This window comes from uncultured Winogradskyella sp., from assembly GCF_947496485.1.
Lineage (GTDB): Bacteria > Bacteroidota > Bacteroidia > Flavobacteriales > Flavobacteriaceae > Winogradskyella.
This window is the reverse complement of the sequence record NZ_CANMCZ010000002.1, coordinates 273,393-290,028: the sequence shown is the minus strand read 5'-3', so window position 1 is coordinate 290,028 and position 16,636 is coordinate 273,393. Positions and strand designations below refer to the sequence as shown.

16 protein-coding genes are annotated in these 16,636 nt (G+C 32.8%); 7 read left to right on the top strand and 9 right to left on the bottom strand.

All coding sequences use genetic code 11. From position 1 onward, the window contains the following. Nucleotide 1 precedes the first annotated feature (1 nt). Genes Q0822_RS09140 through Q0822_RS09125 form a run of 4 tightly spaced genes read right to left on the bottom strand, consistent with a single transcriptional unit; the run spans nt 2 to nt 3,481 of the window. Nucleotides 2-877 carry a sterol desaturase family protein gene (locus Q0822_RS09140; RefSeq protein ID WP_299122776.1) on the bottom strand — a complete coding sequence of 292 codons (876 nt, stop codon included), beginning with the start codon at nt 875-877 and terminating at the stop codon, nt 2-4. Nucleotides 878-885: 8 nt separating this feature from the next. After that, entirely contained in the window at nt 886-1,803 is a 918-nt protein-coding gene (locus Q0822_RS09135) for a sulfurtransferase (protein WP_299122774.1), read from the bottom strand. Continuing rightward, complete coding sequence (locus Q0822_RS09130; protein WP_299122773.1) at nt 1,787-2,260, bottom strand: monoheme cytochrome C; 474 nt, start codon at nt 2,258-2,260, stop codon at nt 1,787-1,789. Before Q0822_RS09130 ends, Q0822_RS09135 begins: the two co-directional genes overlap by 17 nt. Further along, nucleotides 2,261-3,481, bottom strand: a complete 1,221-nt coding sequence (locus Q0822_RS09125) for a sulfite oxidase (RefSeq protein WP_299122772.1) — start codon at nt 3,479-3,481, stop codon at nt 2,261-2,263. It abuts the gene before it with no gap. Nucleotides 3,482-3,602: 121 nt separating this feature from the next. Here Q0822_RS09125 and Q0822_RS09120 point away from each other — a divergent pair, with 121 nt between their 5' ends. Then, entirely contained in the window at nt 3,603-4,295 is a 693-nt protein-coding gene (locus Q0822_RS09120) for a hypothetical protein (protein ID WP_299122769.1), read from the top strand. Nucleotides 4,296-4,392: 97 nt separating this feature from the next. On the opposite strand, the gene Q0822_RS09115 is transcribed toward Q0822_RS09120, so the two are convergent. After that, the gene (locus Q0822_RS09115) at nt 4,393-5,436 is read right to left on the bottom strand and encodes a hypothetical protein (protein ID WP_299122767.1); all 1,044 of its coding nucleotides are present in this window, start codon (nt 5,434-5,436) and stop codon (nt 4,393-4,395) included. Nucleotides 5,437-5,748: 312 nt separating this feature from the next. Between Q0822_RS09115 and fumC the strand changes: the two genes are divergently transcribed. The 4 genes from fumC to Q0822_RS09095 all read left to right on the top strand — a co-directional run bounded on the left by fumC (nt 5,749) and on the right by Q0822_RS09095 (nt 10,495). After that, nucleotides 5,749-7,146, top strand: a complete 1,398-nt coding sequence (gene fumC, locus Q0822_RS09110) for a class II fumarate hydratase (RefSeq protein WP_299122765.1) — start codon at nt 5,749-5,751, stop codon at nt 7,144-7,146. A gap of 37 nt (nt 7,147-7,183) precedes the next feature. Beyond that, the gene (locus Q0822_RS09105; protein WP_299122763.1) at nt 7,184-8,605 is read left to right on the top strand and encodes a T9SS type A sorting domain-containing protein; all 1,422 of its coding nucleotides are present in this window, start codon (nt 7,184-7,186) and stop codon (nt 8,603-8,605) included. Between the two features lie 104 nt (nt 8,606-8,709). After that, nucleotides 8,710-9,945, top strand: coding sequence for an imidazolonepropionase (gene hutI / locus Q0822_RS09100; RefSeq protein ID WP_299122761.1), 1,236 nt, complete (start codon nt 8,710-8,712; stop codon nt 9,943-9,945). Beyond that, complete coding sequence (locus tag Q0822_RS09095) at nt 9,929-10,495, top strand: hypothetical protein (RefSeq protein ID WP_299122758.1); 567 nt, start codon at nt 9,929-9,931, stop codon at nt 10,493-10,495. Before hutI ends, Q0822_RS09095 begins: the two co-directional genes overlap by 17 nt. Before the next feature lie 59 nt (nt 10,496-10,554). Here Q0822_RS09095 and Q0822_RS09090 read toward each other — a convergent pair whose 3' ends face one another. After that, a complete protein-coding gene (locus Q0822_RS09090; RefSeq protein ID WP_299122755.1) occupies nt 10,555-11,442 on the bottom strand; it encodes a chromosome partitioning protein ParA in 888 nt (295 codons plus the stop codon). 103 nt (nt 11,443-11,545) lie between these two features. Between Q0822_RS09090 and Q0822_RS09085 the strand changes: the two genes are divergently transcribed. Further along, nucleotides 11,546-12,565 carry a formimidoylglutamase gene (locus Q0822_RS09085; RefSeq protein ID WP_299122752.1) on the top strand — a complete coding sequence of 340 codons (1,020 nt, stop codon included), beginning with the start codon at nt 11,546-11,548 and terminating at the stop codon, nt 12,563-12,565. Next, the gene (locus tag Q0822_RS09080) at nt 12,555-13,019 is read left to right on the top strand and encodes a GNAT family N-acetyltransferase (protein WP_299122750.1); all 465 of its coding nucleotides are present in this window, start codon (nt 12,555-12,557) and stop codon (nt 13,017-13,019) included. The genes Q0822_RS09085 and Q0822_RS09080 overlap by 11 nt, the downstream gene beginning before the upstream one ends. A gap of 117 nt (nt 13,020-13,136) precedes the next feature. On the opposite strand, the gene Q0822_RS09075 is transcribed toward Q0822_RS09080, so the two are convergent. From Q0822_RS09075 to Q0822_RS09065, 3 genes are all read right to left on the bottom strand, one after another. Then, nucleotides 13,137-14,258 (bottom strand): serine hydrolase domain-containing protein, encoded by a 1,122-nt coding sequence (locus Q0822_RS09075; RefSeq protein WP_299122747.1) that lies wholly within the window; start codon nt 14,256-14,258, stop codon nt 13,137-13,139. Nucleotides 14,259-14,278: 20 nt separating this feature from the next. After that, nucleotides 14,279-15,973: a hypothetical protein gene (locus tag Q0822_RS09070; RefSeq protein WP_299122745.1), complete on the bottom strand. Its 1,695-nt coding sequence runs from the start codon at nt 15,971-15,973 to the stop codon at nt 14,279-14,281. A 90-nt stretch (nt 15,974-16,063) separates the two neighbouring features. Then, on the bottom strand, nt 16,064-16,600 hold the full coding sequence (locus tag Q0822_RS09065; RefSeq protein WP_299122743.1) for a hypothetical protein: 537 nt from the start codon (nt 16,598-16,600) through the stop codon (nt 16,064-16,066). Nucleotides 16,601-16,636: the final 36 nt, after the last annotated feature.

The window sequence follows — 16,636 nt, the reverse complement described above, 5'->3', positions numbered from 1 at the left end:
ACTATTTCTCACCTTTTTTGAAACCATAAAGATTTTGATGTATAAAATCTTTAGGAAACTTATCATCGCCTTTAAACCCAATTTCTATTGTACCACTATCTTCTGGTATATAATTAGTTTTAAAAATATAATCCCAAAGACTTAAACTAATACCATAATTAACACCATAGGTACCTTCTGGAAGCACAAAAGCATGATGATACAAATGCATCACCGGATTGTTAAATATATACTTCAGTGGTCCCCAAGTAATCTTAATGTTAGAATGGTTAAAGTGACCAATAGCAATGGCAATAAAGTGAACGATATAGGCCTGCTCTGGTTCAAAACCACCAAGAAGCATTACTCCAAAAGTTTTAAGCGGTTTGTACAAAACATTCTCCATCCAATGGTATCTTAAATGTGCTGCAAAGCCCATTTCTTTAACACTATGGTGCACCTTATGAAATTTCCATAAAAAACGATATTTATGTAATAAAACATGGGTAAACCATTGCACAAAATCTAGAATAATAAAAAATACCAACAGCTGTGCCCAAGGTGCCCAATTTGAAATATCTAATAGCGCAATGCTTTTAGCTGTAATATTGATTTCACCAAACAGTAAGCCTAGAATTTCATAAAAACCACTAATTACTATCGAGAACATAAAAAAGTTAAAGTACATGTAAAACGCATCTAACCAAAAATCGCGTCTAAATATAGATTGCTCTTTTCGCCAAGGAAATGCAATTTCTAAAAGCCACACAAAAAGCGAAATGGCTGTGAGTCCCCAAAAATAATTGGTGTACCATGGTACTTCAAATAAAATCGATTTCCATGTCCAGTCTGCTGTGCCAGTAAAAGCATTTACAAATGCATCTAAATATTTTTCCATTTTAATTTTTAATTTTTCGTTATACTATCGCTTTCAAAAGGTAAGTTATCGAAATAGCTCCATTCAATCCATGACCCATCGTAATTCCTTACATTTTTGTATCCTAATAGCTGTGTAAGTACAAATGCTGTATGCGCTGATCTTACACCGCTATGACAATACACAATTATTGAATCCTTCTTATTTAAATTTAATAGGCTATAAATAGCTTCTAATTCTTCTACAGATTTTAGACGTTTATCAGTATTATGATTTATGGCTTTTGCCCAATCCATATGAATACTCTTTGGAATTCTACCCCCTTTAAAAGCACCTCTTTTATGTCGCTTACCAGAAAACTCATCCGTAGTCCTGGTATCTATTATTACCGTATTTTGATGTAAAGCATTTTCCATTTCCGCTTTTGAAATAAAATACTCTAGCTTAGGTTCATTACTCAGTTTAAATTCTGTTTCTATTAGTCTAGGTACTTTAGTCGTTACTTGTCCTTTATTTGCCTTCCATTCAGAAAACCCTCCATTCAATAACTTAATATTTTTAAAATTATAGTATTGCAATATCCACCATAATCTCGAGGATTCGCACATCCCATTATCATCATAAACTATAATTGTATCATTAGTATTTATACCTAATTTTCCAAATAAAGTTTCAATCTGTTCTCTACTTGGCATCATACCACCATATGGAAAGGATGTATTTTCAATATCTGTTCTCCAAATATGTATTGCTCCTTGCATATGTTCATTATCATAAAACTCTTTTTTTCTGAAATCTAATATTTTTATATATGGCTCATCAACCACTGTTTTTAAAGTCTCTACCTCTATTATGTAAGACACTTTAGTATTTGTTATAACCGTCTTGTCTTTTTGACAAGACAACAAAACCAGAGTAATGGCTATAAAACTAATCCTCCAATTCATACCATTTTATATCTGTTAACTCCATACGCCTTCCCATTGCTTTTGGCGGATAATTAGCAACCAAATAATTAACAATTATTTCTTGATTACCGCCCAAATCCCATAGATTTTGAGTCTCTTGCATCCATTTGATTGTTGCATTCCAACGTTCAGTATTCATTCTATTTTGAGTCACAATCTTAGCCGAATGGCAATTAGTACAATTATTGACTACAGTCATTAACCCTTCTGCATCAATTAAACCAGTCCTTACATGTATCCCATTTTCAATTCGGTCTTCGTCTTCTTCAATTGGAGCGACAGCAATGGTTTCTGTTTTCGACTCAAAATCAAAAACATCAGGATTATTCACATAATAAATTAAGCCTCCACCACCAACGACAAACAAGGTGAAAAGGAACAGTAATAAGCTATAAAGCTTTTTTACTTCCGATTTAAAATTGAATTCTTCTGCCATTTATTTCACTTTTACTGCTATTCTATGGCAGGCATTATTCAAATAGCCTTTCGGATTCCATCCTGGCAATAACATAGGCTGCGCTAATCCATTGGTATCCGTTGCTCTTGCCCACACTTCGTAATAACCACTTTTTGGAAAATCAACACGTGCTGAAAAATGTTGCCATGCCAAACGATTGGCTGGCTTTTCAATAGTACAGGTGTTCCATGTCGACCCAAAATCTATGGAATATTCCATTTTAGCGACCTCTAATTCTCCTGCCCAAGCATGTCCTCTAATATTTAGAGACTTACTCTTACTGATTATTGCTCCAGTTTTAGGATACGTAATTAATGATTTTACAGGCATAGATTCGATAATGCACATATCCTCATCTTTCACTTTTTCGCCTGGTGCAACTGGCTTACATGGAACTCTATACGCAGTTCCTGTCATTTTTGTACCATCATGAACTTTGTTTCTAATACTAATTCTGTTTACCCATTTGCCAGACACTGAAGCTGGCCAACCACCAGCAACCAAACGCAAAGGATAACCATGAATTAAAGGAATAGCTTTACCATTCATTTTAAAAGCCAAAATGGTTTCATCTTGTAAGGCTTTAGACATAGGACAACCTCTAGAAATCGGTTCTTTTTTAGGATCCATACTCAAATGCTTATCCACAGCATGAAACCCTATATAAACCGCATTACTTTTAATACCTGCATCTTCTAAAACATCACGTAATCTCACACCTGTCCAAGAGGCACAATGTACAGCACCAACCGTCCATTGGTTGCCTTTTGCCGGAGGATTAAACTCAGCGCGTCCATTACCTCCACATTCTAATGTTAATTGATAGGTGTGATGGTTAAACTTAGATTTTAACTCCTCTAGTGTATATGTTTTTTGGTTTTTAACCGATTCACCATCAATAGTCAACGTCCATGCTTTTGCATCAATACCTTCTGGTACCAATCCATTGTTTCTAATAAACATGCACGAATTCGGTGTGATTTTATCATCCAATAAATGGGCTTGTGCTTCAATATTCCAAGGTTTATCATTTAGCACAACCATGTCCTTATGCTTATTAAATAGCTTAAAAGGGTCAGGATCTTGCAATGCTAATGGGATATAACCTTCAAGCATTTTTGAACCAAAAACAAGCTCTGCTCCTATAACCATTGCTAAGGAACTTAGAGTTGTCTTTTTTATAAAATCTTTTCTTTTCAAAAACTTATAATTTAATCAATCGACTTTACAAGTTACTGTTTCTCTATTCAACCTCTGTAACTAATGTTACAAACATATTTTATTGATAACACTAAATTGAAAAATTACTTAAAAACACACAATGATGAATATCATAAAAAAAGATTTTGAAACTAAATTTACAGGTTGGGCTTTTATAGCTGCTGCATTAATGCTATGGCTAGGTTGGGCCTTATCGCCACATCATATTGGTGAGTATATTGTCGCTGAAGATTTTGAGGCTATTGGAGAAGATGTATGGACATGGATTTGGATGTACCGTATTCATATATTTGGTTGGGTAACTATGGGTATTGCACTCTTTGCCTTAGTAGCTGCTACAGCATGTAAACCTTATCGTGTAATGCTATTGCCAGGTGCTGGTATGGTAATTATTGGTACGTTTACCTTAGCAATTGCTAATGCGTATTTCTATAATTTTGGTGCTTGGGGAGTTGGTGAAACGGCAGGAAAATCTGCAACCGAAATCCAAGCCTTTGTCAATGATATTCTATATACTAACCAGTATGTGACCTGCTTTATTCGTTTTGGGCGTGTGTTCTCTGGTGTTGGCTTGGTATTATTGGGTGCTGGTTTTATTAAATGGCATATCGTTAGTAAATGGTTGGGCTGGTTTACAGTGCTATTAGGTCTTGCTGCTATGGGTATTGTTATGGGTATACCAGATAATTACGAAATCTATAAACCACTATTCCATGTTAAAGTATTATGGCTGGTAGCAATGGGTGTTGTTTTACTAACACGAGGTGTTCATTTGCCTAAAGTTGAGGGTTAATATTTATGCGAAACTGACAGTTACGCTTAACGTTGTTGCGTATGATTTCGTTGCGTGTTTCAGCAATTAATTATACAAGGTGTTGTGCTTTCGCTATTTATTGAATTTTTGACCAATCTGTATACACAGATTCATTAAATAGTTGAAATCCTGTAGTATGACCATTTTCATTTTGAATAAAGCTAAATTTAGCATCGTCCTGATCACCCAAAATGAAAACGTTTTCCGCGTGTGGGAACAGTTCAATTTCAATATCTCCAAATATAGTGCAGTAAAATTGACTATCCCTTACTTCAAAATTTATAATATTATATCCTTCTTCTTCATTAAATCTAGCATCATTCGAATTAATTTTAAACTCACCAACATATTTTGACAAGTCATCGTCGGTTTGAAAATAAATGGATGTATCGATATGATCTTTCTTGCCAGTTATTTTTGATAAGGCTTCGTATGCACTTACTGCATTTTTCTTAAATCTTGGCAAATACAAATTAATATAAAATACTTTATAATCCAATACCTTATTTTTATAAAAAGGGTCGTTAATCATATATTCAAGAGCTTCATCATTCAAATTATTCTTATAAAAAAAATCTAAATACCAAATTTTTGAATCAGATAAACTTTTTGCTGAGTTCCAATTAAATTCATTATACTGCCGTTGAGCGTTATCTGTTACATATTTATTTTCTTCATAAACTATATTCAATTTGTTTAGAATAGCACTAAAATTTTCAGGTAAAATATCAAGTTCATTAGTTAATCTCAAATAGCCCTTATTTTGAATGTTAAATTGATGATTGTCAAATAAAACAAAAGAAATTTCTGGTGTTTTAATATAATCTGCTTTTGCTAATTTATTATTTAGTACCAAATAAATTAGTGAATCTTTTTTCTCGTAAAAATCAATGAGAAATGAAACTCTATTAATATTTAATGCTAGTTCTCTTTGAATTTCAATGTAAATAGTGTCGAGTTTTTCTGCTTTTATTCGTTGCTCATTTTTGTTATTTATGTTGAGGGCAATTAAGATACCTATAACCACAAGTATTATTTCTCCAATGGCATAAATCAAATACTTACTAATTTTGTTTTCAGATAGTAAGTTTTGTCTTATTTTTCTAAAGAACTTTATCATTGGTTATAGATTTCTTATAAGGTAGGATAATTATTTAACTTCAATTGAGTGAGAAATAATGAAGCACAACTTAGTGATATGGGTCCGTTTTAATGACCTATATCAAATTTTACTGAAACAAGTTCAGTACAAGTAAGCGAAGTTAGTTTTTTCCTAGTAGATTATCAATACGTAGAACAACGTATATTTCGCTTTTAGAGACAAAACTTATTAACGTTTAGGCTTTACAATTCTTCAAATAAAAGCCCATATTCTGTATTAATTAACTTTCAAAATCTGTAATTTTGTAATACCTATATAAATTACAACACAATGACTTACAGAATAGAAAAAGATACGATGGGCGAAGTTAAAGTGCCTGCAGACAAACTTTGGGGAGCACAGACAGAACGATCACGTAATAACTTTAAAATTGGTGCACCTGCTTCTATGCCTTTAGAAGTCGTACACGGTTTTGCATATCTAAAAAAAGCGGCTGCTTTTGCTAACTGCGAATTAGACGTTTTATCTAAGGAGAAGCGCGATTTAATTGCGCAGGTTTGTGATGAAATATTAGATAATAAGCACAACGATCAATTTCCCTTAGTCATCTGGCAAACGGGTTCTGGTACGCAGAGCAATATGAATGTAAACGAAGTGGTTGCAAACAGAGCACATCAAATTGCTGGTAAAGTGATAGGTGAAGGAGAGAAAACCATTCAACCAAATGATGATGTTAACAAATCGCAATCCTCTAACGATACCTTTCCTACTGGTATGCATATTGCAGCATATAAGAAAGTTGTAGAAACTACAATTCCTGGAATCATTCAGTTACGCAATACATTACATAACAAATCCATTGCATTTAAAAATGTAGTAAAAATAGGTCGTACACATTTAATGGATGCAACTCCGTTAACACTAGGTCAGGAAATTTCTGGTTATGTGTCGCAATTAGATCATGGTCTAAAAGCTTTAGAAAATACCTTAGCACATCTTAGCGAATTAGCATTGGGAGGAACTGCCGTTGGCACAGGATTAAACACACCAGAAGGTTATGATGTCCTTGTCGCAAAATACATTGCCGAATTTACTGGATTGCCATTTATTACTGCTGAAAATAAATTTGAAGCCTTAGCTGCACATGATGCCATCGTAGAAACACACGGAGCACTAAAGCAGATCGCAGTATCTTTAAACAAAATAGCAAATGATATAAGAATGATGGCTTCTGGTCCTCGCTCTGGTATTGGCGAAATTATAATTCCGGCAAACGAACCAGGAAGTTCTATTATGCCAGGAAAAGTTAACCCAACACAATGCGAAGCATTAACTATGGTTTGTGCTCAAGTAATGGGTAACGATGTTGCTGTTACTGTTGGTGGCACTCAAGGTCATTATGAGCTTAATGTCTTTAAACCAATGATGGCTGCAAATATTTTACAATCGGCTCAGTTAATTGGTGATGCCTGTGTGAGTTTTGATGAGCATTGTGCTAGTGGTATAGAGCCAAACCATCAAGTTATTAAAGAGTTGTTGAATAACTCATTGATGTTAGTAACAGCCTTAAACACCAAAATAGGCTATTACAAAGCGGCAGAAATTGCAAATACAGCGCATAAAAATGGAACAACTTTAAAAGAAGAGGCGATTAATTTAGGTTACGTTTCTGCTGAAGACTATGACGAATGGGTAAAACCAGAAGACATGGTTGGCAGTTTAAAATAAAGAATGACTATCTTACAAAAGATTTAAACTATTTAATATGAAAAAAACTTTACTCACAATTTTAATTTTTGCTGGTTTCAGTAATTTAAATTTCTCTCAAGCTTGGATACTAAGTAATGTAGACCCTAATACTGGTAATGAACCTTATGAAATTGCATCTGGTGATATTGATGGTGATGGAGATATGGATCTCGTAATGGCTACATATGACTACAATGGAGGTACTCCTCTTCAAGATTACATTAAATGTTATTTAAATGATGGCAATGGAAATTTTCCTGTTGAGATTATTGTTTCTTCAACCATACGATGGGTTGATGGTTTAACGCTAGCCGATGTTAATGAAGATGGAGCTTTTGATATTGTTGCAAGTTCAGCAATCCAGAATAAGTTAGTGTATTACCTGAGTTCAACAAGTATGGATAACACCTATGTCTATACAGAAGTTTCAATTGCGAGTAATATTGCTTCACCGGGAGATGTGGTTGCTGGAGATATTAATGGTGATAATCACATAGATATAGTGGTGCCATCCTATGGCAGTAACTGGACACAATGGTTTTCTGGTGACGGAATGGGGAATTTTTTTGTAGAAACTACCATAGAAAGTGCCACAACTGATGGGCCTTACCATATTGATGTCGCGGATTTCGATGCTGATGGCGATTTGGATGTTGTGGTTGGTTTTGTGAATAGTCAATCTGTTGAAATTTATTATAACCAATATGATGGTAGTGATCCTACTTCAGTCTCTTGGGTTAAAGACACGCAAACAGTAGATAGTGGTAACTCTTTTTTATTGGTAGTTGCATTTGCAGATGTGAACAATGATGGAATAATGGATGTTGTTAAACTAGATAATTCCTCGGGTGAAGTAGAATGGTTTAACAAAATAAAAAATGGTGCATCTACAGCAAACACCATTTCCGATGAGACTATTATCGATAGACCTGGCGCCATCCTTGTTACCGACATTGATGAAGATGGATTAAATGATGTTATTTTAACCGATGGAGGATCAGCGGATGATGCTATAGTTTGGTTTAAAGGAGCAGCTAATGCTAGCCCTAGCGCTACTCCAACATTGATTGTTGATAACAACCACCAAATGTTCCATGTTACTGCAGCAGATTTTGATGGCGATTTAGATATCGACATAGCTGCTATTGGTAATTCTAGTGATACTGTTGATTGGATGGAAAATAGAATTAATCTTTTAAGTGTTAACGATTTTGAATCAAACACCATTAGCATCTATCCTAATCCTGCTAAAGATGTTTTAAACATATCTGGTTATAGCGATACTTCAATCGAAATTTCGATAGTTGATCTTTTAGGTAAAAAAGTCTTGGAAAAAACATTATATACTAATGAAGCACTTGATGTATCACAATTATCAAATGGTATTTATACTATTAAAATCAATAATGGTTTTACTTATAAATTTATAAAAGGATAAAAGAGTTTTTGTTATTATATTTCATTAAAGCGCTTGTTTAATATAGACAAGCGCTTTTTTTTGTTCAAAAAAATAACAATCTTTACAAAAAACAACTTACTAATATGTCAATACTTATAACCAATATAAAACAACTACTTCAAGTTCATAAGCACAATCTTACTGTACTAAAAGGTAGCGATATGCAAAGACTTACTGTAAAAGAGAATGCCTATGTTTATATAGAGCACGATACCATTATTGAATATGGTAAAATGGAAAATTGTGAAGGCATTGAAGCCGAAACCGTCATAGATGCCACAGGTAAAATTGTATTGCCCTCTTGGTGCGATTCTCATACACATATTGTTTATGCAGGAGATAGAACTTCTGAGTTTGTAGATCGTATAAATGGTTTGACTTATACCGAAATTTCTAATAATGGTGGTGGAATTTTAAACTCAGCAAAACTACTCCAAGATACTTCTGAAGATGATTTATATATCCAATCTATAAAACGCTTAGATGAGCTCATAAAAATGGGAACTGGAGCTGTAGAAATTAAAACGGGTTATGGCCTAACTGTTGAAGCTGAGTTAAAAATGCTACGTGTTATAAAACGTATTAAACGTGAGAGCTTAGCCTTAATTACTCCTACATTGTTGGCTGCGCATGCCATTCCTGAAGAGTTTAGAAGCAAAAAACAGGATTATATTAAGCTAATCACTGAAGAGCTTATCCCAAAAGCTGCCAAACTAAATATAGCGCAATATATTGATGTATTTTGTGAAGAAGGCTACTTTGACATAAAGGATACAGAAGCTATCCTAAAAGCAGGTTCAAAATATAATTTGAGACCAAAAATCCATGTAAACCAATTTAATATTCTTGGTGGTGTTGCTTTGGGTGTAAAGCACAATGCACTTTCCGTAGATCATTTAGAAGAATTAAATAAAGACGATATTAAAGCTTTAAAAAATAGCAATACTATTCCTGTTGCGTTGCCTGGTTGTTCTTACTTTCTTGGTATTCCTTACACTCCTGCCAGAGAACTTATAGATGCTGGTTTACCATTAGCTATTGCTACAGACTATAATCCAGGTTCTGCGCCAAGTGGTAACATGAATTTTGTTGTGAGTGCTGCTTGTATAAAATTAAAAATGACACCTGAAGAAGCCATAAATGCGGCTACGGTAAATGGTGCTTATGCCATGGGAATTAGCAATATGTATGGTAGCATTACCCGAGGAAAAAAGGCAAATTTAATTATCACAAAACCAATGAATCATTATAGTGAGATTCCTTATGCGTTTGCCCATAATCCTGTGGAACAAGTTATTATTAATGGACAATTACTTTAATTTTAAAATTTCTGACCAAGGATCTTTATCTAGGCAATGCCTAGAATTTGGAGTTACAAACTTTATGGATGTCTGCAATCTAGTAAAAGAACTTCCTTATGGTAGAAATTCTGACAGAAGTGATTTTGCTTCAGTGATTAAAGAACAAAAAGGAACATGCTCTACAAAGCATGCTTTTTTAAAGCAATTGACTGTTGAAAATAGTATTGAATATATTTCATTATGCTTAGGCATATACAAAATGAATGCTTCAAATACTAAAGGTATTGGGTCTGTACTTAGCAAGCACCGGTTAATCTATATACCAGAAGCACACACATATTTAAAATATAAAGAACAGATATTTGACTTTACATCAACTAATGCCTCTAATCGTTTTTATGATTCCATATTATATGAAGAAGATATAGAAGCCAAGCAAATTGGTAGTTATAAGGTTAATCTTCATCAACAATTTCTTAAATCTTGGATAAAAGAAAATGATATACTATATAGTTTTAAAGAGGTTTGGAATATAAGGGAACAATGCATATTAGCATTAAGTCAATAAAAAAATCCAGAAGCTTTCACTTCCGGATTTTTGCTATCAATCAATCAAATAATCAATTCTTATTTCAGTGTAAATTCTGAAGAAGAAATTAATGCTTTATCATTAAATACATTTATCTTGTAACGTCCTGCTTCAAACTTTGAATCATCTGAAGGTGAAACATATTCGCAAATATTTAAGTTTCTGTTTTCGTAGTTAAAACGACTTATTAAACTATAGTTTAATACTTGGTCGTCAAATTGTACTTGATCATTTGCTCCTAATACGTTGTTTAAAGGATCTATGACTTGTACATACAATTCTTTATCTCCTGCTTCTGTCAACATATTTTTAGCAACGGTAAAGCAAACTTTAATTTTATCACTTCGTCTTGCACGCTCCATAGGCACTTGCTTACCACTACTTCTTTCAAGAACTCCCATTCCTACTAATCCAACTGTTTGCAAAGCTGCTGCATCTTTAACAACAGTAGCTAGTTCTGTGTTTTGAACTAAAAGAGAATCAGTGAACATAGTACGCTCAGCTAGCTGTACTTGTGTACTATCTAAAGACGATGCTAAGTATTGGTTTTCACCTTTTAAACGATCGTTTTCAGCTAATAGAACATCCATTTCTTCTTCTAATGCTAAAAATTTCTTCTTGTATCTCCATAAACTGCCTACGCTATTTTGAGATATTTTTAATGAATCCATTAAACCTTGAATACGATCTCTTGCTGCCAATAAATCTTGGTTTTTAACTTCACCTTCTGCAATAGCGGCATCATATTCTTGTGCCATATTGTTAAGATCGTTCATTACTTGTTGCTTCTCGCTAATCAATGTCTTTTCTGTCTCTTGCTTTTCTGTGTAAAGCTTAGATGTGTAAAACGCAGTTCCTAAGAATAAAACTAATAATATTCCTAATCCAACTTTTAGACCTGTACTTGTTTTTTGTGAGCCTTCCATAAATTGTTTGTTTTAATGTTATTGTTAATTCGCTTTTTAAAAATTAATTTGAGTTTAAAGTCATTAAATAAAACTGTACTTTTATTTTAAATTAAGTATCCAAATGCAAAATCTCATTTTATTTACAGAAAAAGAAAAACAACATCTTTTAAAGAAACGAAAAGGTGAATCAAAATTTGGAGAACATATTCAGTTAATAACTAAACTCACTAACATATACGATGCAATTGATAATTTAGATGTTCACTATGTTATTTTTGGTATTAAAGAAGACATTGGAGTTTATGCAAATAACGGAAAAACAGGAACTTACAAAGCTTGGGATGCTGCGCTTAAAGTTTTGTTAAACATCCAAAGCAATAACTTTACAAGTGCAAAACGCGTTTTGATATTAGGCCATTTAGATTATTCAGACATGAGAAAATCAATAATTAGCCTAGATACATCTAAAAAGAGGCATACAACAAAAGCTAGAAACTTTGTAGAACAAATAGATAACGATGTTACTCATATGGTCTCTTCTATTATAAAAGCTGGTAAAATTCCTATAGTTATAGGAGGTGGTCATAACAACGCCTATGGAAACATAAAAGGCTCTGCATTAGCAAAAAACGATAAAGTCAATGCTATCAATTTTGATGCACATACAGATTTTAGAGCCGAAGAAGGCAGACATAGTGGTAATGGATTTAGTTATGCATTTGCAGAAGGTTTCCTTAAAAATTATTTCATTTTTGGTTTACACGAAAATTACACATCTAATAATTTACTAAAAACTATAAAGAAATTAAAATCAGTCAAATACACTAGTTATGAAGCTATTGAAGTACGGAATGAACTAGATTTTGAATCTGAAATGGAAACAGCATTAAATCATGTTTCTGGTAAAAATTTTGGAATTGAAATAGATTGCGATGCTATTGAGAATATTCCAAGTAGTGCTATGACTTCTAGTGGTTTTAGTGTAAAACAAGCTAGACAGTTTGTACATTATTTCGGAAAACATAAAAATGCTACTTATTTGCATATTTGTGAAGCCGCACCAACTAAAAAGTCTACTACTAAAGTTGGCAAACTCATTACCTATTTAATCACAGATTTTATTAGAGCACATGGCAATTAGGATTATTGATTTTAATAATAAGTACACACAAAGCTTTTACGATCTAAATATTGAATGGCTAAAAACATTCTTCTATGTTGAACCTTATGACCAAGAAGTCTTAAGCAAGCCAGATAAATACATTATTGACAAAGGTGGTTTTATATTCTTTGCAATGAAAGTTAATAAAGTTGTTGGAACTGTTGCCCTCATGCCAACAGAAGAATCTGGAATTTTAGAATTAACTAAAATGGCTGTATTACCAGAAGAACGTGGACAAAAAATTGGGCAACAACTGCTTCAACATTGTATTGATTTTGGAAAAGCACAAAATTTAAAAGGCCTACTACTCTATTCTAGCACTAAATTAGAAAATGCTATTTATTTGTATCGCAAATATGGATTTAAGGAATTAGAACTTGAGAAGAATAGTCCTTATGTCCGTTCTGATATTAAGATGTTGTTGGAGTTATGAGAATTAAATATTAATGTTTGTTCAATTATTTGGATTTTGTCAAATTTAAAAATTTATCGATTTTCCAATTCCCAAAATTCTCAAATCTTAGCCTTAACAATTACTTGAGATATTTTTCTATTCATTTATAATTAGTTTTAATATTGGATGCAAAATTTCTTGTCTAAAATCTTCATCATAATCGCAATTCGCTAATAAAACTAGTCCTATTCTTTTTTCTGGAACCATTATCAAGTAACTTCTATATCCTTTATCACCTCCATAGTGTCCAATAGCTTTTTCATTGTACAGATTGCTTAACTGAAAACCCAAACCAATATAGGGATACTGTTCAAAGCTTGGTAGAGACATTCTTGCAAAGCTTTTTTTCGAACTCAAGCTGTCAGATGATTTTAAAAATGAAATCATCCACTTATTCAAATCATTCGCAGATGAATTTAGAGTACTACTAGGTGCTTGTTCTCGTGTGTAAGGATAAATTTTTCGTTCATATATCTTTTTAGAGATCATTCTTTTAGAATGTGGAGATGTTTTTATTGAATCTGCTATTTTAAAATATCTGAAATCGCTATTTGACATTTGACTTGGAACAAGAATACTTTCTTTAACAAATTCGTCAAAACTAGTTTTAGATAGTTTTTCAACCACATAACCTAAAATATTATATCCTAAATTACTATAGTTATATTCTGCATGTGGCTCAGACTGTAATTTTAATGTAAGACCTATAATATAATCCCTCAAACTATTGTCAGATTGATTATTGTTTTCCCAATTATATTTACTCACGTCAGTTAAACCAGATGTATGATTAAGTAGAGATTTTATCGTTATATCTTTCACTCTTTCATCCTTATATAATAATTCTGGAATGACCTCTGTCAGTTTGGTGTTAAGGCTAATTTTATTTTCCTGAACAAGCATTATTATTGCTTGAGCCGTAAACAATTTACTAATGGACGCAGTATGAAAATTTGTGTTTTTGCTAACTAAATCTTTAGTATTAATATTCTTTACTCCATAGCCTTTTGAATATACTATCGAATCTTTTTTGACAATACCAATTGATAGCCCAGGAATATTGTAAGTATTCATTTTATTGGCAATAATAGAATCTACTTTTCTATCAAATGAATTTAACGAATTGTCAACTTCAATTTTCTGTTTAAAATGTTGACTAGAGCAGGACTGAATGGTTAAAAAAATAAAGATTTTAAAAATTGACAGGTGCTTTTTCATAAATTAACTCTAACTATTCATTAGTTCCCAACTGCCTTCAAAGAATCCAATTCACGTTGTAATTTTTCTATTTGCGAAGAATTATCTTCAACCTTTGGAATCATCTTTAAAGAGTCTAAAGCTTTTTCCATAATATCTTCATCCTTTGGCTCTTCTTTAAAATAATAACCAATACCTTCACTAGATCTCCAAGCTTCATTAAGTTGATTATAAACTTCTTCATCCCAAGTGCTTGGATGCTTTACATCTATCCAAATCACATCTCTATATTCACTGTCTATTAAGACTAAATCTGGTGTTGCAGAACCGTCAAATTGTTGTGCGTCAGTAGCACTTATAGAAGATATTGTTCCTAAGAAGAACATGCGCTTTCTACCAGCAATATCTTTAATATAAGGCCTAAACTCAACAGGTGTACTTGCGTTCCAATCATACTCTTTACGAGATTCTTTCACTTTTAATGGCATAGCAGAAACACCTGCATACCCTTGCTTTTTTGTTGCATGATCAAAATAGTACATTTTATCTGTACCATCGGCAGGAATAAACACACTATAACTTAAGCTGGTACGCTCATCACCTACTGGCTCTAACCCAAACCAATGGTATAAACCACTATAGGCATCAGAATTACTTCCTGTAAAATCAAAATCAGTAACGTATGGTTGTTGATTTTGGTCTTTTGGCATCAGCGGAATTTTTACGGCAGTTTCCATATTCCAAGGTAATGGGTCACTGAATCCTCCTAAAAACTTTAAAGATTCTGCTTGAAGTTGTGAAACTTCTTCGGCTAATGTATTTTGTTTATTTAAAAACGGATAATTCTTTATGTCATCTGGATGTACAAATGTTCCTTTTCCAATGGTAATTCGCTCCACATAGTCATTAAAATCGTGTTCACCACTATCTATAATCATTACACCTCCAAATGTTGGATATGGAAAGAAAAAGCCTTTCCATTTTATCAAGCTTACGACTTCCACCCAGTTACCTTCATCATTTTTCATGTAAAATGTATCGCTTGGCTCATAATTTAATAACATCCAAGGATTAAAACGCTGTACTACCGCGTTATACGTGTTTCTGCTGAACTTTAAGGATTCACCAATAGAAAAAGTGACGTCGATTCGGTTTTCATTAGAAAATCTAGGAAAGGGTGTTGTGCTGCTTACAGAAAATACTTCTTCTGTGTTATCACTAATACGTTGCATAATATACTTCTCGCTTGGCTGAATTGCCATAGTCCACTTGTTCTCTGTACCGATTCTAACTAAGTGTGGTAAAGAAACATCTTTGGTTTCACCAACGCTTTCGTTCGCCATAGAAAAAATGTTTCTTAAGGGTTGAATACGCTCGTTTTGTGTTAGAGGAAGTTCATCGATTTCAACCTTATTGAGACTATTGAAAACATTATAAGTTTTCATATAATCATACATTTTATAATGCCATCCAAACACGTATATAATCCCAAAAAACACTATTAGAAGCGCTAAAATTCCCAATCGTCCACCTGTACTCGATGTTCTTCTAAATTTTCTTAAACCTAAAATTAGAATCAATAAACTGACTAAGATTACAAAAATATACTTTCTTAAGAATAGTAAGACTGGCTGATAATCGTCTCTAAAAAAGAATAGTAGTATTAGCAATAAAAGTGCAAGAAATATTGTGATTCGTTTTTGTTTTCCTCCTTTATTCCAGTATGATTTTATCATAGTATTTAATTCTAATTGCTAAGCTAATTTTTAGTTGGCTACAACAATCTGTTTTTATTAGTATCGATTTAGTTAAAACTGAGAATATTTTTACATAAGACCCTTATCTTTCAATCGGTCTCGAGCACTTTGTTTATCGACTTCTGGCTCAGTTTCTATTTCTTTTTTAGCTTCTTCAACTACTTTAGGTTCTTTAGTTTTTAAATCGTCAATAAAATCTTTTCCTTTTTCAACAGCATCATCAACCAAATCACCAATAGAATCACTTTTTTCTTCTACAACTTCAGTTGTTTTAATAACAAAATTAGCCAAGTAGGTTCCTATTAAGGTTCCAGTAGCAAACGATGCAAATCCAGAGAGTACAAAATAATTAGTAAAAACCTCTATAGGTGTTAAAAATTGAATAATAAGTCCGATTACAAGTACCGATGTAACTATAAATATTAGTCTTGGTATAAATGCTTGCTTATAAACAAATCCTTTTGGGTTATCGGGACTCATTTGTAATTCTTTACTATTTACAACCTTGTTTAAAAAACGATAAACACCATTACCATTAGACTCTCGCCAGTACAAGAAAATACCAAATAATATTGATGCTATAAAAACTATAATATCTATTCCCATTGTTTCTGTGTTTAAGGTTCTTATAAAATTAGTCTA